Genomic DNA, 19261 nt, shown 5'->3' on the forward strand with positions numbered 1-19261 from the left:
ATTCCTGTGTTCAGGCTCCGTCATGAGAGCCACGAAAAATGGACGAGGGGATGATGATGGGACAGCGTCTCTGCACGGTTGCAGCGGCCGTAGCGGCTTTTGGATGGGCGACAGGCGCAGCGTCGCCGGCATCGGCCCAGGCGATCGACGCGGGCGATTACGTACCGGCGCCGTCCGGTACGCATCTGGGCCTGGTCTATCAGCAATTCGCGCATTCCGGTTCACTCTATGCGAACGGCAGGAAGGTCGACGACAAGGCCGAGCTGGACGTGGCCGTCACCATCTTCCGCTATGTCGGCTTTACCAAGGTCGCGGGCATGACGCTCGACTATCAGGTGCTTCAGCCCTTCGGCCATATCGAAGCCGGAGGCTCGACGGCCGCGCTCGGCAAGACGACCGGCTTTGGCGACACCATCCTGGTATCGACCCTGTGGGTGCACAACGACCCAGCGAACAAATCCTATCTCGGCATCACCCCCTATCTGTTCATCCCGACCGGCGAATATGATCGGACCAAGGCGCTGAACCTGGGCGAGAACCGGTGGAAGGGGTCGTTGCAGGTCGTCTATTCCAAGGGGTTCGGCGACCATTTCGTCGCCGAGCTGGGCGGCGACGCCATGGTGTTCGGCAAGAATAGCGAATTGGGGACAGCGGCGCTCCGGCAGAAGGCGCAATACCGGGTCCAAGGTTTCGCCCGCTATCTGATCGATCCCGCCAACGAGGCGAATGTCCGCCTGATGTACCTGAACGGTGGCGCAACCAGCATCGATCGGGTCGACCAGCGCAACATCACGCGCACCTTGTCGGTGCTGGGAACCTACCGGCACACCTTCTCGCCGAAATGGCAGTTGCTGACGCAGGTCGGCACCGACCTGTCGGTCCATAACGGCTTTCGCGAGGGCGCGCGGGTCCAGCTACGCCTGCTCAAGGTATTCTGAAAAAACGAAGAACAGAGGATGAGGATGATGGACGACATTGACGGCCGGCGCCTGGGCGACGCCCTGAACGCCTATTCGCGGGGCGCGTTCGATCGCCGCGCCTTCCTGAGCGCGGCGATGGCCGCCGGCGCCGGCTTCGCGGTCGCCAACGCGCTCGGGCTGGCCGGGGGCAAGGCATGGGCGCAGTCGACGCGGACGTCGGCCGCGCCTCGGGCGGCCGACTATATCGTGATCGGCGCGGGCTCGGCCGGGGCGACCGTGGCGGGGCAATTGGCGCAGCGCACCGGCGCGTCGGTGCTCGTCCTGGAAAGCGGCATCCAGGATGACAGCCCGCTGATTGCCGACCCTGCGCAATGGCCCGCCGCGCTGGCTTCCGCCTTCACCAAGGGATATGAGACCACGCCCCAGGCGCACGCCGCCAATCGCGTCGTTCCCTATCCGCGCGGCGAGGGTCTGGGCGGGTGCAGCAGCGTGAACTGCATGATCTACTGCCGGGGCAGCGCGCAGGATTACAACGACTGGGCGTATAACGGCGCGACCGGCTGGGACTGGGACTCGGTCCTGCCCGATTACAAGGCGCTCGAGGATTGGGAGGGCGGTGCCAGCGCCATGCGCGGCGCCGGCGGCCCGCTCCACGTATCGCGGCCCGACCCCGCCAAGGGGCATGAAGGCGCGCGTGCGTTCATGGAAGGCGCCAAGTCGCTCGGCTATCCCGAGACCCCCGACTTCAATGGCGGGACGCTCGAAGGTCCCGCCTGGGTCAACATGACGGTCCATGCCGGCAAGCGCCAGAGCTCGGCGGTCGCCTTCCTGCGCCCCGCGATGGAGAAGGGCGCCAAGCTGACGGTCCTGACCGAGGCGCCGGTGCTCAAGCTGCTGGTCGAGAAGGGTCGCTGCGTCGGCGTTCAGTATCTGCACGCCGGCAAGCCGGTCATCGTGCGCGCCAATAAGGAAGTCATCCTGTCGGCCGGCGCGCTGGTGACGCCCAAGCTGTTGATGCTGTCCGGTATCGGCGACCCGGCGACGTTGAAGTCGCTGGGCATCCAGCCGCTGGTCGCGCTGTCGGGCGTCGGCCAGAACCTGCAGGACCATGTCCTGGGTGCCGGCGTCAATTACGAGGCGAAGCGCCCGGTACCGCCCACCCAGTACAACCATTCCGAAGTCTATATGTGGTGGCGGTCGACGCCGTCGCAGCCGGTGCCCGACATCAACGCGCTCTATGTCAGCGTGCCGTTCGCGACCAAGGAACTGAACCTTCAACAGACCAACGGCTATGCGATCCTGTCGGGCGTGATGCGTCCGAAATCGCGCGGCAGCATCCGGCTGACCTCGGCCGATCCGCGCGCGGCCCCGCTGATCGATCCGAACTATCTGGCGGTCGAACAGGACCTGATCGCGCTGCGCGAGGCGACCAATCTGGCGCGCGCCATCGGCAATTCCGATGCCTATAAGGACATTCGCAAGGCCGAGCTGCTACCCGGCCGGGCGGCATCGTCGCCGGTCGAATATCGCGCGTTCCTGAAGAAGTCGGCGTCGACCTATTTCCATCCGGTCGGCACCGCCAAGATGGGCACCGATGCGACCGCCGTCGTCGATCCGCAGTTGCGGGTGTACGGGGTCGAGGGGCTGCGCGTCGCCGACGCCTCGGTCATGCCGTCGATCACCACCGGCAACACCAATGCGCCGTCGATCCTGATCGGCTGGCGCGCCGCCAGGCTGATCGCGGCGAACGCCTGACGCTATCCGCCGTCCGCTGCGACGCAGCTCATGAAGTTGCGCACGGCGGGCGGCACCAGCGTGGTGCGGCGGTGCGAGACGACGAGCTGCGCCTTGGGACCGTCGCCCGCGATCCGCGCATAGGTGACCCCCTGCGCATGCAGGCGGCACAGCGATTCGGGCACCAGCGCGACCCCTACCCCCGCCGCGACCAGGTTCACGGTCGATGCCATCTGCGGTGCTTCCTGCGCGATCCGGGGGCTGAAGCCCGCATTGCGGCAGGCGGCGATGATGCTGTCATAGAGCAGCCGACCATTGGCGCGCGGATAGAGGATGAAGGGATCGCCGGCGAGCTCGACCAGCGCCAGCGACGTCGCCCCCGCCAGCCGGTGCCGGGCGGGCAGCGCGATCCACAGATCCTCGTCGGGCAGGCGCCGGCTGACCAGTCCGTCGGTCTCGCCCAGGGTCGGCCGCAGGAACGCGACATCCAGCGTTCCGGCCTGCAGCGATTGCAGGAGCGCGGTGGTGGCCTTCTCCTCCAGCATGATCTCCAGCGTCGGATAGGCCTCGCGGAACCGGCCGATGATATGCGGCACGCGCGGATTGAAGGATGCCGAGCTGGTAAAGCCGATCGAGATGCCGCCGATCTCGCCGCGCGCCGCGCGCCGCGCCGCATCGGCGGCATGGTCCGCCGCCTCCAGCGCGGCCCGCGCGAACGGCATGAACGCCACCCCGGCCTCGGTCAGCTCGATCCCGCGCGTCAGCCGGTGGAAGAGCCGCACGCCCAGTTCGTCCTCCAACGCCTTGATCTGCTGGCTGAGCGGCGGTTGCGCGATGCCCAGCCGCGCGGCGGCCCGGGTGAAATGCCGCTCGTCGGCCACCGCGAGCGCGTATCGGAGATGGCGGAGTTCCATATCGAAAACTAATCAAAAACCTCGGTTCGACCTATTGGACGATATTGAAAGGACCGAATATCTACAAGTCATAGAGGCCGTAAGCGCCCGATCGGGAGAGGTGATCATGTCCGGCCGTCCGCCTGTCCGGCGACCCGGCGCCTCCCCCCGATCGTTGGTCCGCCAGGCCGCGACGGTGACCGGGAGCGAGCGTATGAAAACCGACTTCAGCCGCAATTTCATCGACGGGGCCTGGGCCGATCCGGTCGAGGGCGCGACCATGCCCATCTACGAACCGGCGACGGGCAAGAGCTTCGGCACGATCGCCGACAGCACGGCCGCCGATGTCGACCTGGCGGTCGCGGCCGCGCGCAAGGCGTATGACGAGGGCGCCTGGGGCCGCACCACCGCCACCGAGCGCGGCCGGATGCTGATGCGGCTGGGCGACGCGATCCTGGCGCACGCACAGGAACTCTCGGCGATCGAGGCCAAGGACACCGGCAAGCCCAAGGGCGTCGCCGATGCCGATATCGTCGCGCTCGCCCGCTATTTCGAATTCTATGGCGGCGCGGCGGACAAGCTGCACGGCGAGACCATTCCCTATCTGCCCGGCTATCATGTCGGCGTGCTGCACGAACCGCACGGCGTGACCGGGCATATCCTGCCCTGGAACTATCCCGCGCAGATGTTCGGCCGCACCCTGGCGCCGTCGCTGGCGGTCGGAAACGCGACCGTGCTGAAGCCGGCGGAGGACGCCTGCGCCACCTCGCTGCGTCTGGTCGAACTCGCGGCCGAGGCGGGTTTCCCCGAGGGCGCGATCAACATCGTCACCGGCAAGGGGCAGGTCGCGGGCGCCGCGCTGGCCGCGCATCAGGGCGTCGACTTCATGTCGTTCACCGGCTCGCCCGAAGTGGGCCAGGTCATCCAGAAGCTGTGCGCCGATCATTACATCACCTGCACCCTCGAACTGGGCGGCAAGTCGCCGCAGGTCGTCTTCGCCGATGCCGATTTCGATGCGGCCATCCCGGTGATCGTCAAGGCGATCATCCAGAATAGCGGCCAGACCTGTTCGGCGGGCAGCCGCGTGCTGGTCGAGCGCTCGGCCTATGACGCCTTTGTCGAACGGCTCGCCGACGCCTTCGCCAAGGTCCGTGTCGGCGCGCCCGAGATGAACCTCGACTGCGGCCCGATCATCACCGCCAAGCAGCAGCGCCGGGTACAGTCCTTCATCGACCGCGCCGAGGCGGACGGCGTGCCGGTGCTCGCGCAGGGCGTGCTGGCCGAGGGTATCGCGGCGGACGGCTATTATGTGAAGCCGACGCTGTTCGGCCCGGTGCCGCGCGGCAACGTCATCGCGCAGGAGGAGGTGTTCGGCCCGGTGCTGACCATCCAGCCCTTCGATGACGAGGCCGATGCGATACGCCTCGCCAACGGCACCGATTACGGGCTGGTCGCGGCGGTCTGGACCCGCGACGGCGCGCGCCAGATGCGGCTCGTCAAGCGCATCCGCTCCGGCCAGGTCTTCGTGAACTGCTATGGCGCGGGCGCCGGTATCGAGCTGCCCTTCGGAGGTTCGGGCAAGAGCGGGCATGGCCGCGAAAAGGGCTTCGCCGCCCTGCATGATTTCAGCAAGACCAAGACGATGGTGCTCAACCACGGGTGAGCCCCGCGGACTTAGGAAGAGGATAGGGTATGGACTTGAACGGTAAGATCGCCATCGTCACCGGCGCGGCCAGTGGCTTTGGGGAAGCGATCGCCCACCGCTATGCCGCGGCCGGCGCCCGGGTGGTGATCGTCGATCTGAACGGCGACAAGGCCCGCGCGGTCGCCGACGCGATCGGCGAGGGCCGCGCGATCGGCGTGCAGGCCGACGTCACCGCGCGCGCCGCCATCGATGCGGCGGTCCAGGCGACGATCGACACGTTCGGCGTGCCCGACATCGTCGTCAACAATGCCGGCTATACCCACAAGAACCAGCCGCTGCTCGACGTGGACGAGGCGACGTTCGACCGCGTCCTGAACGTCAACATCAAGTCGATCTATCACATGGTGCACGCCGTGGTGCCCGCCATGCGCGACAATGGCGGCGGGGTCATCCTGAACGTCGGATCGGTCGCCGGCATCCGGCCGCGTCCGGGCCTGACCTGGTATAATGGCTCCAAGGGCGCGACCAACATGCTGTCGAAGAGCCTGGCGGTCGAACTGGCGCCGTGGAAGATCCGCGTCAACGTGATCTGTCCGGTCATGGGCGTCACCGGCATGCTCGAGGATTTCATGGGCATGCCCGACACGCCCGAAAACCGTCAGAAATTCCTGGGCTCGATCCCGCTCGGTCGGTTCTGCGAACCCGGCGATGTCGCCGATGCCGCCATGTATCTCGCCCAGTCCGATTTCATCACCGGCGTCGAACTGCCGGTGGATGGCGGTCGCACGATTTGAGGAGCGAAGGGATGATCGAAGGAAAAGCCGCCGTCGCGCGCGAGAAATCGCAGCCGCTGGAGATCGTCGACGCCCGGTTCGAGGCGCCGCGCACCGGCGAGGTCCTGGTCCGGATCGTCGGCACCGGCGTGTGCCACACCGACATGGTGGTGCGCGATCAGGGCTATCCCGTGCCGCTGCCCCTGGTCCTAGGGCATGAGGGCGCGGGCGTGGTCGAGCAGGTCGGCGACGGCGTCACCACCCTGGCCCCCGGCGATCATGTCGTCCTGTCCTATGGCCATTGCGGCCGCTGCGGCGAGTGCCGCTCGGGCCGGCCGGGCTATTGCGTCGAATTCTACGACCGCAATTTCAAGGGCAGCCGCATGGACGGCAGCCAGGCCGTCTGCGACGCGCATGGCCATCCGCTGGGCAGCGCCTTCTTCGCGCAATCGAGCTTCGGCACCTATGCCATCGCCACCGAGCGCAACGCCATCAAGATCCGCAGCGACGTGCCGCTCGAGCTGATGGGGCCGCTGGGCTGCGGTATCCAGACCGGCGCGGGCGCGGTGCTGAACGCGCTGAAGCCGCCCGCCGCCTCGTCGATCGCGATCTTCGGCGCGGGCTCGGTCGGGCTGTCGGCGGCCATGGCGGCCGCGGCGGTCGGCTGCACCACGATCATCCTCGTCGACCTGCATGACGACCGCCTGGCGCTGGCCAAGGAACTGGGCGCGACGCACGGCGTGAACGCCGGCAAGGAGGATGCGGTCGAGCGGATCAGGGAGATCACCGGCACGGGCGGCGCCGACTTCACGCTGGAATGCACCGGCAACCCCAAGGTGCTGGCGCAGGCGGTGGAGGCGTTGCGCATCCCCGGCACCTGCGGCCTGATCGGCGCGGCGAACCTGGGCGATTGCGCCAGCCTGGACATGAACACCCTGCTGTTCGGGCGCACGGTGCGCGGCATCATCGAAGGCGACAGCGTGCCGCAGGTGTTCATCCCGCAGCTGATCGAATTGTGGCGCGCCGGCCGCTTCCCGTTCGACCGCCTGATAGCGTTCTACGACCTTGCCGACATCAACCAGGCGATCGCGGACTCCGAGTCCGGCCGGGTGCTGAAACCCATCGTACGTCCCGCTTCAGGAGCCAACGCATGACCGCTACTCTCACCGACGCGCCGCTGACCATCGATTTCGCCGGCCCCTATGCGCTGACGATCGACGGCAAGCTGGTCGAGACGAACAAGTCGTTCGACGTCCTCAACCCCGCCACCAACCAGGTGCTGGCCCAGGCGCCCGAGGGCACCGCCGAGCATATGGAGGCCGCGATCGCGGCCGCGAAGGCGGCGTTCCCCGGCTGGTCGGCGCTGCCCTGGGCCGAGCGTGGCGCCTATGTCACCGCCTATGCCGACGCGCTGGAGGCGAACAAGGACGAGCTGATCACGCTGCTGACCCTCGAACAGGGCAAGCCGCGCCACAGCATGGCGACCGGCGAGGTGGAGGCCGCGATCTACTGGGTCCGCGAGGTCGCCAAGCGCGAACTGCCGGTCGAGGTGATCGAGGACACCGACGATCATATCGTCGAGGTGCACCACACCCCGCTGGGCGTCGTCGGTGCGATCACGCCGTGGAACTTCCCCGTGCTGCTGGGCCTGTGGAAGATTGCGCCGTGCCTGTTGACCGGCAACACGATGGTGATGAAGCCGTCGCCCTATACCCCACTGTGCACGCTGCGCTTCGGCGAGATCGCGCAGCGGGTGTTCCCGGCCGGCGTGCTCAACATCGTATCGGGCGGCAACGATCTGGGCGCGCAGATGACCGAACATCCCGACATCGCCAAGATCAGCTTCACCGGCTCGACCGCCACCGGCAAGAAGGTGATGGCGTCGGGCGCGTCGAACCTGAAGCGGATCACGCTGGAACTCGGCGGCAACGACGCCGCGATCGTGCTGGCCGATGCCGATTGGGAGCCGCTGATCCCCACCCTGTTCTGGGCCGCGTTCGGCAATTCGGGCCAGTGGTGCATCGCCTCCAAGCGCCTGTACGTCCACCGTTCGATCCATGCCGCCTTCGTCGCCGCCTTCGTCGAATATGGCCGTCAGCAGACGGTCGGCGACGGCATGGACCCGGCGACCGATCTCGGCCCGATCCAGAACCGGATGCAGTATGACAAGCTGAAGGACCTGTTCGCCGATGTGAAGGCGAACGGCTACACCGTCCCGCTGGGCGGTACGATCGACGAGAGCCTGGCGGGCAATTTCGTGCCCGTCACCATCGTCGACAACCCGCCCGAGACCAGCCGTATCGTCAAGGAGGAGCCGTTCGGCCCGATCCTGCCGATCATCGCCTTCGACGATGTCGAGGAGGTGATCGCCAAGGCCAACGACACGCCCTTCGGCCTCGCCGGATCGGTCTGGGGCCGCGACCGCGATGCCGCCATCGCCGTCGCCAAGCGGCTGGAGACCGGCACGGTCTGGGTCAACGAGATCCATATCCACGGGATCGACATCCCCTTCGGCGGCCACAAACAGTCGGGCCTGGGCGTCGAGAACGGCGCGGAGGGGCTGGCCGAGTTCACCAACACCAAGACCTACATGTTCCGCAAGTGATGACCGGCCGGGGCGGCTCCATCGGCCGCCCCGCCACTCCAGCGAACCATTCAAGGGAATAGCGGCCATGCGCCCTCTCGAAGGCATTACCGTCGTCAGCCTGGAGCATGCGATCGCCGCGCCGTTCGCCACCCGGCAGCTCGCCGATCTGGGCGCCCGCGTCATCAAGGTCGAACGCCCCGAAAGCGGCGACTTCGCGCGTGCCTATGACGAACGGGTCGGTGGCCTCTCCTCGCATTTCGTGTGGTGCAACCGGTCGAAGGAAAGCCTGGCGCTCGACCTGAAGTCGCCGCAGGGCATAGCCGTCCTGTCGCGGCTGATCGACAAGGCGGATGTGCTGGTCCAGAACCTCGCCCCCGGCGCGTCGCAGCGCATGGGCCTGGACTTCGCGACGCTGCACGACGCGCATCCGCGACTGATCGTGTGCGACATCTCCGGCTATGGCCAGGACGGACCGCATCGCGATCGCAAGGCCTATGACTTGCTGATCCAGAGCGAGTCGGGTTTCCTGTCGGTGACCGGCACCCCCGACGAACCGGCGAAGGCGGGCTGTTCGATCGCCGACATCGCCGCGGGCATGTACGCCTATACCAATATCCTAGCCGCGCTGATCGAGCGTGGCCGCACCGGCAAGGGCCGCCATATCGACGTGTCGATGCTGGAGGCGATGGCCGAGTGGATGAGCTTCCCGATGTATTACGCCTATGACGGCGCGCCCCAGGCGCCGCGCGTCGGCGCATCGCATGCGACCATCTATCCGTACGGCCCTTTCCGCACCGCGGACGGGGAGGTGATGCTCGGCATCCAGAACGAGCGTGAATGGGCGGCCTTCTGCACCATCGTGCTGGAACAGCCCGACCTGGCCGCCGATCCGCGCTTCTCCTCGACATCGCGCCGGTCGGAAAACCGGGCCGCGCTGGCCGCGATCATCACGGCGGCCTTTGGCGACCTGGCCCGCGCCGAGGTTCTCGATCGGCTCGACGCCGCGAAGATCGCCAATGCCAGCGTCAACGACATGGCCGGGCTGTGGGCGCATCCGCAGCTGGCGGCGCGCGGGCGCTGGGTTGACGTGTCTTCGCCGATCGGACCGATCCCCGCCTTGTTGCCGCCCGGCCGCCCCGACGCGCGCATGGACGCGATCCCCGCGCTGGGCGAGCATACCGATGCGATCCTCGCCGAACTCGGGCTGGCGCCGGGCATGGTGTCGCATGCCGCATGACCCAGGCCGGCGGATCGACGATGCCCGGTCCTTCCTGTTCGTCCCCGCCAATCGCCCCGAACGGATCGCCAAGGCGCTGGCGACCGAGGCCGATATCGTCATCGTCGATCTGGAAGATGCGGTGCCGCCCGACGAGAAGGTCGCCGCGCGCGCCGCACTGACGGCGCAGCTCGATCCCGACCGCCCCGTCCTGCTCCGGGTCAACGACGCCGGGACCGGGTGGTTCGACGAGGATTTGCGCGTGGCGGCGCATCCGGGCGTCCTCGGGATCATGCTCGCCAAGGCGGAGCCGGGGGACGGGCTGGCGCGGGCCTGTGCGGTCGCGCCGGTCGTCGCGCTGATCGAAAGCGCGCACGGCGTCGCCGATGTCCGGACGATCGCCGCCACGCCGGGCGTTCGCCGACTGGCCTTCGGGACGATCGATCTGGCGCTCGACCTGGGCGTCACCGACGAGACATTGCTGGCACCGCTGGGCCTGCAACTGGTGCTGGCATCGCGGGTCGGCGGCATCGCCGCGCCGATCGACGGCGTCACCACCGACTTTCGCGATCCCGACGTCGTGGCACGGGCGATGACGGCATCGGCGAAGGCGGGCTTCGGCGCGAAGATGTGCATCCACCCGGCTCAGGTCGCGGCGGTCCATGCGGCGCTGCGACCGACCGAGGGGGCGGTGGCCTGGGCGCACAGGGTCATCGCGGCGGCCGAGCAGGCGAATGGCGCGGCGATCGCCGTGGATGGCCGCATGATCGACAAGCCGGTGATCGCGCAGGCGCAGCGTATCCTCGCCAACATCGACTGATGCGGAGCGAGCGATGACCCGCCGACTGCCCGATCACATCGACGGCTATGGCCCGGTGCGGCCGTTCCGCGCGCGGCCGGTCGACAAGGCGGCGAAGCGGCGGGCGCAGGTGCCGCTGTTCGACTCGATCGACGCGGTCGTCGATACGCTCGACCTTCGCGACGGCGCGACCATCTCGTTCCACCATCATCTTCGCGACGGCGACGATGTCATGCGCGCCGTCGTCGATGTGCTGGCGGCGCGCGGGCTGCGCGATCTCCATGTCGCGGCCAGCTCGATCTTCCCGGTCCATGCCCCGCTCGTGCCGCATATCCGTAGCGGAGTGATCACCCGGATCAGCACCGCCTATGTCGCCGGTCCGGTCGCGCGCGCGATCTCCGCCGGCGAACTGCGCCATCCGGCCGTCCTGCAGACCCATAGCGGCCGCGCGCGCGCCATCGCGACCGGCGCGTTGCCGATCGACGTCGCCTTCGTGGCGGCGCCCTCGGCGGACCGCCAGGGCAATCTCAGCGGCGCGATCGGGCCGTCGGCCTGTGGTCCGCTGGGCTATGCAATGGTCGATGCGCGCTATGCCAGGCGGGTCGTCGCCGTCACCGACAATCTGCTGGACGACCGGCTCGCCAGCATCGACATCGCCGGCAACGAGGTCGACGCGGTCGTCGTGGTGCCCTCGATCGGCGATCCCACCCGGATCGTCTCGGGCACGACGCGGATCACCGATGATCCGGTATCGTTGCGGATCGCGGCGATGGCGGCGCGTGCGATCGACGCCTCGGGCCTGCTGGTCGACGGCTTTTCCTTCCAGACCGGGGCTGGCGGCACGTCGCTGGCGGTGGCCGGCGATGTCGCCGCGATCATGCGGCAAAAGGGCATCAAGGGCAGCTTTGCCGCCGGCGGGATCACGGGAACGCTGGTCGAGATGTTCCACGAGGGCCTGTTCGAGCGGCTCTACGACGTCCAGTGCTTCGATCTGGCCGCCGTGGCGTCGTATCGTACCGATGCCGCGCATCAGGCCATGTCGGCGTCGCTCTATGCCGATCCCAGCCGCCGCGACGCGGTCGCCGGTCGACTGGACGTGATGATCCTGGGCGCGGCCGAGGTCGACACGGCCTTCAACGTCAACGTCACGGCGGTCGGGGGCGGCAAGATCATCGGCGGGTCGGGCGGCCATGCCGATACGGCCGCCGGCGCGAAGCTGACCATCATCACCACGCGGCTGAGTGCCAAGGGCAACCCGAAGATCGTCCGTGACGTCGAATGCGTGACGACCCCGGGCGCGACCGTCGATGTCGTCGTGACGGAGGCCGGCATCGCGGTAAATCCCCTGCGCACCGACCTGATCGCGCGCTTCGTCGACGCGGGGCTGCCGTTGGTGTCGATCGAGGAATTGGCCAGCTTGGCACGCGAACAGACTGGCCGAACCAATGACAAGTCCCGAACGAGCGGTAACAGGATCATTGCGGTCGTGGAATATTTCGACGGCACCGTCACGGATGTGATCCGGCAATCCGGCTGAAGACCAACCGTCCGCTCTTTCTGGACCTAAAAATTGGATCGACAGCCCGCTGTCGGCAGGTTGCCGATCCTGTAGATCACGTTTCCGCTGCCCTACCGGTCAGTCGTAGATCGGCCTCAACACCGTATCGAGATGATAGCGGGTCAGCGCCATCGACGCGAGCAGGTCGGGCGAACCGTCATATTCGATCGACATCCAGCCCTTGAATTGATCCTCCTTCAGCATCCGGTACAGCCCCGCCAGATCGAGCGTGCCGAGCCCCGGTTCCCAGAACCAGCGCGTGCCGTCGTCGGTGATCTCCGGGTCCTGTGCATAGCGCACGCTGTCCGGCTGCCGCTGCGAAGCGGTATCCTTCAGGTGGAAGGTGCTGATCCGGTCACGATAATCGCGGTAGAAGGTCAGCAAATCCTCGCCCATGATCGCCACCTGTGCAGTGTCGAGGCAGTAGTGGACGTACGCCGGATCGGTCGATTCGATCAGTTCGCGATGGTTCGGCAGATTGATCGCGCAGAAGAACTCGTTGTGAAGCCCGATCTTGACGCCGTGATCGGTGGCATAGCGGCCGATCTCGTTCATCACCCTGGCGCATTGCTGCACCTCTTCGCGGCTCAGCGGTCCCGAACCGTAGTAGTTCTGCGTTGGGCAGGTATTCATGTAACTGCCGCCGAACTTCACGATCGTATCGACCGCCTCGCGCCCCGAACGAACCGCTTCATCGAAATGATCGGCCTGATGCGAGGCATGCGCGCCGTGGAACATGCCGATGACCTCGACCCCGCGATCCTTTGCAAAGGCGGTGAAGGCTTCGGGCGACCCGAACAGCGGCAGGATGTCGGCCAGATCCCACGGAGCGATCTCGATCCCGTCGAAACCGAGCGCCGCCTGATATTTCAGGATCGTATCCCAGTCCGAATAATAGGCGGTATTGGTCTTGTCTTCGTAGTAGAACTCTCGGAAATTATTGATCTGCCGATAGGGAATGCTCTTCCAATGGCACATATTGGCATAGCGGATATTGGGCATCGCGGAGACTCCGTCCGGCTTAATTCTGGAGATGGCTCAGGAACGCGCGCGTGCGCAGCAATGCCCGGAACGGGTCGCGCGTCTGGCGGGCGCTGCAGATGATCGGTCCGGCATAGCCCAGCTGGCCGAGTAGGCCGACGATAGCCGGCAGATCGACATTACCAGTACCCGGATCGCGGAAAACCTGCGTCGCGCGGTGCTCGGGGAACTCCGGATTGGGAGTCTTCCACGTCTCCGTATCGTCCACGAACGCCGTGTCGGTCAGGTGGACGCACCCGATCCGCTCGCGGTGCGCGGTGATGAAGGCCGCCGGATCGATCCCGGCGATGGTCAGGCTGGCGGTATCGACATCCAGCTTCACGTCGTCCGGCAGCCGTTCCAGCAGCGTCAAGATGCGGTCGCCACGGAACACGCTCCAATATTCGTTGCGCACCACCAGCGCGACGCCCGCCGCCCGAGCCTTTTCTGCGAGGCCGCCGAGCAGAGTAGCCACGCGATCGGTGAAGGATGCGAGCTTGTCCGCCAGATCGGGATGGTAATGAGCGATGCGCCCGTAATAGCCCGACGGACTGATCGCGAGGTAATCGGCCTTCAGATCGGCGGCATGCGCCAGCGCCTCGCCCGCGAAATGGCCGGTCGCACCGAAGTAGAAGTCGAGGTTGGCGTTGCGCAGGAACAGGTTCGAATCGAACGTCACGCCGGTAACCCGATCGATATCGCCCTTCGCCAGCGCGGCACGATAATTGTCGGCATTCTCATATTTGGCGTTGATGCAATAGCGGTTCATCGGGACGCCGCTGCGCCCGCCGAACTGCCACACCGGTTCGTAAGGAATCTCGACCGACCGAAACCCCGCCGCACCGATCAGCGGGTAGAGCTCTTCCCAAAAATACTTGCTTTCGTAGCGGTTTCGATTGGGTTCTTGATAATGACGGTTGATCAGGTCGAGGCTGATCGCGAATTGATCGCTGTGCATGCTTGAATCCAGGATTGACGGGCGCGTTTGGACGCACCGAAGACAGGAGAGTACGGCTCGCCATTAACCGGCAAGCATCCGCCGCGACTGATCGAGCGACTGCGCCATCGGTATCGTCGGAAAATATTCGAGGCCGATCGCCCCGTCATATCCGACCGCCCGCAGCGTCCGCATGACCTCGGCCCAATCCAGCGTACCGGTGCCCGGTTCGTTGCGATCGGGCATGTCAGCCACCTGCACATGGCCGACAAGGTGGATGCGACCAGCCAATACAGTCGCCATATCCTCACCCATCACCGCGCTGTGCCAGACGTCGTACAGCAACCGCAGGTTCGGGCTGTTCACCGCCTCGACCAGGTCGAGGCCGAGCTTGGTGCTGACCAGATACATGGTCGCGAACAGCCGCGTGTTGAGCGGTTCGAGCAGCAGCATCACGCCGGCCTCTTCCGCCGCATCGGCGGCAGCGCGCAGCGCGGTCACGGCGTTGGCGAAATGCTCTTCCTCGCTCAATCCGTCGACGCGAAAGCCCGATGCCACGATCAGGTTGGGTTTGCCGAGGATCGCCGTTGCCTCGATCGTTTCGCGCACGGCAGTCACCATCGCGTCGCGCTCGGTCGGGTCGACGATCGATTTGCGCGGGTCGACGCACAGGCTGGTCAGCCGCATGCCGGTATCGGCAAGTGCTTCGGCCATCGCCTCGATTGGCTTGTCCCGCCACAGATGAAATTCGGCGAGGTCGAGCCCGGCGTCCTTGACGGCGCGCAGGCGCGCGGCAAGGTCGCCCGCTTCGGCAAACTGCCATTCAATACAGGAGGATAGTGGATAGACCGCAGACATAGGACTCTTCCCATTCTACGGCCCCGTAACGCTGATCGCGTCCGTATGCCTGGCGGGGTCATTCCCGCTATTTTGTTCGGTATTGTTTACGGCGTTCGGCGCGGAAAGCAAGTTCGACGATGTCCGTGCAGCGCGTTGGCCAGCGTTCAGAACAGGATTCCCGCCAGCCAGAACGACCCCACGAAGATGGTCATGGTAGTCAACGCCATCGATGCGCAGCGCAGATTCTCGAACCGCCGCACCGGATGTTTCCCGGATGATTGCAACATGTCTCTCTCCTCAAGTTCCGTCCCGCATTATTCCTGCAGGTCCGGCGCTTCTCACTCGTAACAACTGCCGACGCTACGACCATTCGGCACCGAAATTTGCCGCAAGCGGCATCGCCAGTTGCGCCGGGACCCCTGGGTCACCGTTACCTCTCGTCCTCCTCGTCGTCGCCCGGGCGAGTATCCGCTTGTCACGCCGCCCTCGATGGCTGCTTCGGAGGCGGAAAGAGGCGCATCCGCGGCTCAGGCCTTCACGATCCGCTGATCGATGACGCCGAAGCATCTGCTGCGCGCATCGTCACGCGGTCGCCGAAGCGAAGGAAGGGAGTCATCGACCGTCCGGCAATGACGTCGATGGCGCGGCGCTCGGACAGGCAGGTCGATCCGACCTCCGCATGGTTCGCGTTGGAAACGGTGCCCGATCCGATAATGGTTCCGGCGGGTAGATCGCGGGTGCGCGCAGCGTGGGCAATCAGTTCCTCGAAACCATAGGCCATCGCGTCACCGATCGGACTGCCGAACCATTCGCCGTTGATCTCGACGGTCAGCGGCAGGCAGACGCGGCCGTTCCGCCATGCGTCGCCCAGTGCATCTGGCGTGACCGCGAACGAGGCGACCGAACAGGCGGGTTTCGCCTGTACCCACCCGAAACCGGTCTTCATCTCGATCGGTGCGATGGTCCGCAGCGACCAGTCGTTGAGCAGGAGGATCAGTCGAACGTGCGCAAGCGCGTCGTCCGCCCTGCATCCCATCGGGACGTCGCCGGTAACGACCGCGAACTCGCCCTCGAAGTCGATGCCGTCCGCCTCGCTCGGGAACGGCACGTCCTGCGTCGCCGACAAAAAGCGATGCGACATGCCCTGGTACATCAACGGCTTGTCCGTCTCGATCGGCGGCAGGTTGAACGCCTGCTGCATCAGTTCGCCATGGGTCGGGAACGCCGATCCGTCGAGCCATTGCCATGCGCGCGGCAAGGGTGCGAGCAGCGTCTCCTGGTCAAGCAAGTCACCCTGCCCCGCCGCCAGTCGCTCGGCCAGCGCCCGCAGCACCGGCTCGGCCCGGCCCCAGTCGTCGAGCGCCGCCTGCAAGGTCATGTCGGCAGGCAGGCAACGTGCGGCGTCGTCGGACACCACCACCAGCGTTCCGTCGCGGCTGCCATCGGCGCGGGTCGCGAGCCTCATTGGTCGTCCTCGAAGATCGCGATAGCGCGGCACCAGCCCGCCGAGCCACGCTTCACCTTGACCGGCAAACACGACACGGTGAAGCCGGTCGCGGGCAGCCGGTCGAGATTGGTCAGCTTCTCCATGTGGCAATAGCCGATGTCGCGGCCCGCCTTGTGCCCTTCCCATACCAGCGAATAGTCGCCGGTTTCCGCCACCTTGGCGGCGGTATGACTGAACGGCGCGTCCCAGCTCCACGCATCGGTGCCGGTTACCCGGACCCCGCGAGAAGTCAGGTACAAGGTCGCCTCATAGCCCATGCCACAACCCTTCCCCAGAAAGTCCGCGCGTCCCAGCGCCGCACCGGCTGCGGTGTTCACCAGCACGATGTCGAGCGGTTGCAGGTCGTGGCCGACGCGTTCGAGCTCTGCCTCCACCTCCGCTGCCGTGACCACATGCCCATCGGGCAGATGGCGGAAGTCGAGCTTCACGCCGGGTTGCAGGCACCATTCCAATGGCACCTCGTCGATGGTCAGCGCCGGCTTCCCGCCATCCTGCGTCGGATGATAATGCCATGGCGCGTCGAGATGCGTGCCGTTGTGAGTGCTCAGCGTCAGCGTTTCCGACGCGGCAAAGCCCTGCCCCCCCGCCATCGCCTCTGCCGTGATACCGGGGAAGAACATCGCCGCTTCCGCGACGGTTTCGGCATGGGTCTGCCGGGTAATGGTCGGGCGCATGAACGGGGGGTCGGTAACGACGTCCGGATCGATCGCGATCGACAGGTCGACGATGCGGCGGGTCATGCGGCCCGCCCGCCCAGCGTTTCGACGAACCAGTCGGCCAACAGATCGCGGCCGTACGCCATATTGTCGGCGCCGACATGCTCCACACCCCCTTCGCGGGCGGTGAAGATCACCTTCTCGCGGCGTGGGCTGTTGACGAGTTGGTCATACAGGTCGTCGGCGTAGGCGACGTTGATCTGGCGATCGTTCGCCCCGTGGGTCACGAGGAACGGAACCGTGATCCGGTCCATGTGACCATTGAGGTTCATCGCTGCCGACTTCGCCAGGAAATCGTCCTGGTCCTGGGCACCGAACGCCCAGTGGACGTGTTTCCAGTAATGCGGGACCGGGTTCTCACCCTCGCGGGCCATGCGCTTGTCCTGCACCTCGCGCCAATTGTGGTTGGCACCCCAGACGGCGCCGCTGGAAAAGCGCGGTTCATAGGCGACCGCGCGCGGGGCAAAGTGGCCGCCCAGCGAAATGCCGGTCATTCCGATCCGCTTCGGATCGACATCGCTCTGCTGCTCCAGCCAGTCGACCGCCCTGCTCGCCCAGTGTTCGCTGTGCGGATCGACGGGCAGGTCCTGCAACCGCAGCGCCTCGCCAGAGCCGGGCTGGTCGACGCACAGGGTCGAGATGCCCCGCCGTGCCAGTTCATGCGGCAGGCGGGTCCAGAACAGCAGTTCCTTGCAGCTGTCCAGCCCGTTGCAGAACACGACGACAGGCTTGCGGCCCACGCCCGGGGCGCGGGTGTAGAGGGCCGGCATCGTGCCGGTTTCGAGCGGAATCTCGACCCGTTCGCGGTGCAGCTTGCCCAGCACCGTCGACCGGTCGAACGCTTCGCGTGCCTTGGCGTACGTCTCCTTGCGACCCGGCGCGCCGTGGCCCTGCATCCGCTCGGCAGTGAACAGGTATAGCGACGCCCGCTCCAGCTTGTTCGAAGCGGAGAAGGCGCGCCCCTTCGCCTCGTCTTCGGCGCCCAGTTCGATCAGCTTGGCGCCCATCGCTGCCCACGCCGCCATGAATTGGGGCGTGCCGGCATCGGCACCATTGGTGGCGGCGTCCTTCAGCAGCCGGCACATATCGATGATTTCACCGAGTTGCGCACCGCTCTCCATCGCGATCGCGACCGACAGGTTCCAGATGTAGTTGGGGAAGGGTTCGTAGAGCGCCATGATGCTTACGCCACTGCCGCCTGCCAAAGCCCGGCATCGGGCGAAGGCTTGGGCATGGTCTGCGGACCCCCGATGCCGCTGCCCCATTGATCCATCGTTTCGGGCTTTGGAATGTGGACCTGATGCTGGTGATGGTCGTCATCGACCTCCTCCAGCTCGGATGTGTATTCGACGACGTTATTGTTGGGCGTCGTGAAGTAACTGAACGTGTTGTTGCCCGCCGTATGGCGACCCGGCCCCCATTTGATGTCGACATCGTTGCGCTTGAGCCGGCCGACGCCGCGCATCATGTCGTCCATCGTCAGCACGTCATAGGCGACATGGTTGAAGCAGGGCGGCCCGGGCAGGAACGCCAGCCGGTGGTGCCAGCTGTTGCAGCGCATGAAGCACATGAAGTCACCCAGCCAGTCCGACACGCGGAAACCCAGCGCCTTTTCATACCACGCGACCAGCGCCTTGTGGTCGGGCGAGTGCATGACGACATGGCTGATCTTGACCGGGATCGCCTCGCCCTTGGCAAGTTCGCGTTTGCTGCCGCGCTCGACATCCGCCGAAATCTGCAGCGTGAAGCCGTTGGGGTCGAAGAAGCGGAAGCCATAGCCGCCGCCGAGCGTGTCCAGCTCGTGCGGCTCGCTGATGATCTTGCCGTCATTGGCCTTCACCTGTTCGAACAGCGCATCGACATCGGCGCGCGTTTCGGCCGCCCAGCCGATGACGTCGATCCGCTGCATCGCATCCTCGCGCAGGCGGACGACGTATTTTTCGTCGGTCCCTTCGGCCGCGAAATAGACCATCTCGTCGGCGCTCGGGACCTCGGTCAGGCCCCACACATCGGCATAGAAGCGGCGTTCGGCGGCAAGATCGGGAACGGCATAGCCGACGAAGCGGATTTCAGAAACGCGGGCCATGCTCGCCTCCATGGAGAAGAATGGGGGCCG

General features: G+C 66.2%; 18 protein-coding genes. 9 read left to right on the forward strand and 9 right to left on the reverse strand.

The window, feature by feature from the left end:
* Window positions 1–56 precede the first annotated feature (56 nt).
* Together PPZ50_RS10815 and PPZ50_RS10820 are read left to right on the forward strand one after the other, a co-directional pair.
* Window positions 57–938, forward strand: coding sequence for a transporter (locus tag PPZ50_RS10815; protein WP_198158473.1), 882 nt, complete (start codon window positions 57–59; stop codon window positions 936–938).
* Window positions 939–962: 24 nt separating this feature from the next.
* A complete protein-coding gene (locus tag PPZ50_RS10820; RefSeq protein ID WP_272815289.1) occupies window positions 963–2675 on the forward strand; it encodes a GMC family oxidoreductase in 1713 nt (570 codons plus the stop codon).
* A gap of 2 nt (window positions 2676–2677) precedes the next feature.
* On the opposite strand, the gene PPZ50_RS10825 is transcribed toward PPZ50_RS10820, so the two are convergent.
* The gene (locus tag PPZ50_RS10825; protein ID WP_066687953.1) at window positions 2678–3568 is read right to left on the reverse strand and encodes a LysR family transcriptional regulator; all 891 of its coding nucleotides are present in this window, start codon (window positions 3566–3568) and stop codon (window positions 2678–2680) included.
* A gap of 193 nt (window positions 3569–3761) precedes the next feature.
* On the opposite strand from PPZ50_RS10825, the gene PPZ50_RS10830 reads away from it, so the two are divergent.
* From PPZ50_RS10830 to PPZ50_RS10860, 7 genes are all read left to right on the forward strand, one after another.
* Window positions 3762–5210, forward strand: coding sequence for an aldehyde dehydrogenase family protein (locus PPZ50_RS10830; protein ID WP_272815290.1), 1449 nt, complete (start codon window positions 3762–3764; stop codon window positions 5208–5210).
* Window positions 5211–5239: 29 nt separating this feature from the next.
* On the forward strand, window positions 5240–5986 hold the full coding sequence (locus PPZ50_RS10835; RefSeq protein WP_066687956.1) for an SDR family oxidoreductase: 747 nt from the start codon (window positions 5240–5242) through the stop codon (window positions 5984–5986).
* A gap of 11 nt (window positions 5987–5997) precedes the next feature.
* On the forward strand, window positions 5998–7119 hold the full coding sequence (locus tag PPZ50_RS10840; protein ID WP_066687959.1) for an NAD(P)-dependent alcohol dehydrogenase: 1122 nt from the start codon (window positions 5998–6000) through the stop codon (window positions 7117–7119).
* Complete coding sequence (locus PPZ50_RS10845) at window positions 7116–8570, forward strand: aldehyde dehydrogenase family protein (RefSeq protein WP_066687961.1); 1455 nt, start codon at window positions 7116–7118, stop codon at window positions 8568–8570. Before PPZ50_RS10840 ends, PPZ50_RS10845 begins: the two co-directional genes overlap by 4 nt.
* Before the next feature lie 67 nt (window positions 8571–8637).
* Window positions 8638–9789, forward strand: a complete 1152-nt coding sequence (locus PPZ50_RS10850; RefSeq protein WP_066687963.1) for a CaiB/BaiF CoA transferase family protein — start codon at window positions 8638–8640, stop codon at window positions 9787–9789.
* Window positions 9779–10588: an HpcH/HpaI aldolase/citrate lyase family protein gene (locus PPZ50_RS10855; RefSeq protein WP_066687965.1), complete on the forward strand. Its 810-nt coding sequence runs from the start codon at window positions 9779–9781 to the stop codon at window positions 10586–10588. Before PPZ50_RS10850 ends, PPZ50_RS10855 begins: the two co-directional genes overlap by 11 nt.
* Before the next feature lie 13 nt (window positions 10589–10601).
* Window positions 10602–12104: a citrate lyase subunit alpha gene (locus tag PPZ50_RS10860; protein WP_066687974.1), complete on the forward strand. Its 1503-nt coding sequence runs from the start codon at window positions 10602–10604 to the stop codon at window positions 12102–12104.
* Between the two features lie 99 nt (window positions 12105–12203).
* Here the strand turns inward: PPZ50_RS10860 and PPZ50_RS10865 are convergent, their stop codons facing one another.
* The 8 genes from PPZ50_RS10865 to PPZ50_RS10900 all read right to left on the reverse strand — a co-directional run bounded on the left by PPZ50_RS10865 (window position 12204) and on the right by PPZ50_RS10900 (window position 19231).
* Window positions 12204–13127, reverse strand: coding sequence for a sugar phosphate isomerase/epimerase family protein (locus PPZ50_RS10865; protein WP_272815291.1), 924 nt, complete (start codon window positions 13125–13127; stop codon window positions 12204–12206).
* Window positions 13128–13146: 19 nt separating this feature from the next.
* Entirely contained in the window at window positions 13147–14103 is a 957-nt protein-coding gene (locus PPZ50_RS10870) for a sugar phosphate isomerase/epimerase family protein (RefSeq protein WP_066691514.1), read from the reverse strand.
* A 63-nt stretch (window positions 14104–14166) separates the two neighbouring features.
* Window positions 14167–14940 (reverse strand): sugar phosphate isomerase/epimerase family protein, encoded by a 774-nt coding sequence (locus tag PPZ50_RS10875; RefSeq protein WP_066691516.1) that lies wholly within the window; start codon window positions 14938–14940, stop codon window positions 14167–14169.
* Between the two features lie 146 nt (window positions 14941–15086).
* Entirely contained in the window at window positions 15087–15209 is a 123-nt protein-coding gene (locus PPZ50_RS10880) for a hypothetical protein (RefSeq protein WP_269746914.1), read from the reverse strand.
* 248 nt (window positions 15210–15457) lie between these two features.
* Window positions 15458–16387, reverse strand: coding sequence for a fumarylacetoacetate hydrolase family protein (locus tag PPZ50_RS10885; RefSeq protein ID WP_336314561.1), 930 nt, complete (start codon window positions 16385–16387; stop codon window positions 15458–15460).
* Entirely contained in the window at window positions 16384–17169 is a 786-nt protein-coding gene (locus PPZ50_RS10890) for a cyclase family protein (RefSeq protein WP_066691521.1), read from the reverse strand. Before PPZ50_RS10890 ends, PPZ50_RS10885 begins: the two co-directional genes overlap by 4 nt.
* Window positions 17166–18323: an alpha/beta hydrolase family protein gene (locus PPZ50_RS10895; protein ID WP_272815292.1), complete on the reverse strand. Its 1158-nt coding sequence runs from the start codon at window positions 18321–18323 to the stop codon at window positions 17166–17168. The genes PPZ50_RS10890 and PPZ50_RS10895 overlap by 4 nt, the downstream gene beginning before the upstream one ends.
* A gap of 5 nt (window positions 18324–18328) precedes the next feature.
* Window positions 18329–19231: a VOC family protein gene (locus tag PPZ50_RS10900; protein WP_272815293.1), complete on the reverse strand. Its 903-nt coding sequence runs from the start codon at window positions 19229–19231 to the stop codon at window positions 18329–18331.
* Between the last annotated feature and the right edge of the window lie 30 nt (window positions 19232–19261).

The organism is Sphingomonas hankookensis, assembly GCF_028551275.1.
Lineage (GTDB): Bacteria > Pseudomonadota > Alphaproteobacteria > Sphingomonadales > Sphingomonadaceae > Sphingomonas > Sphingomonas hankookensis_A.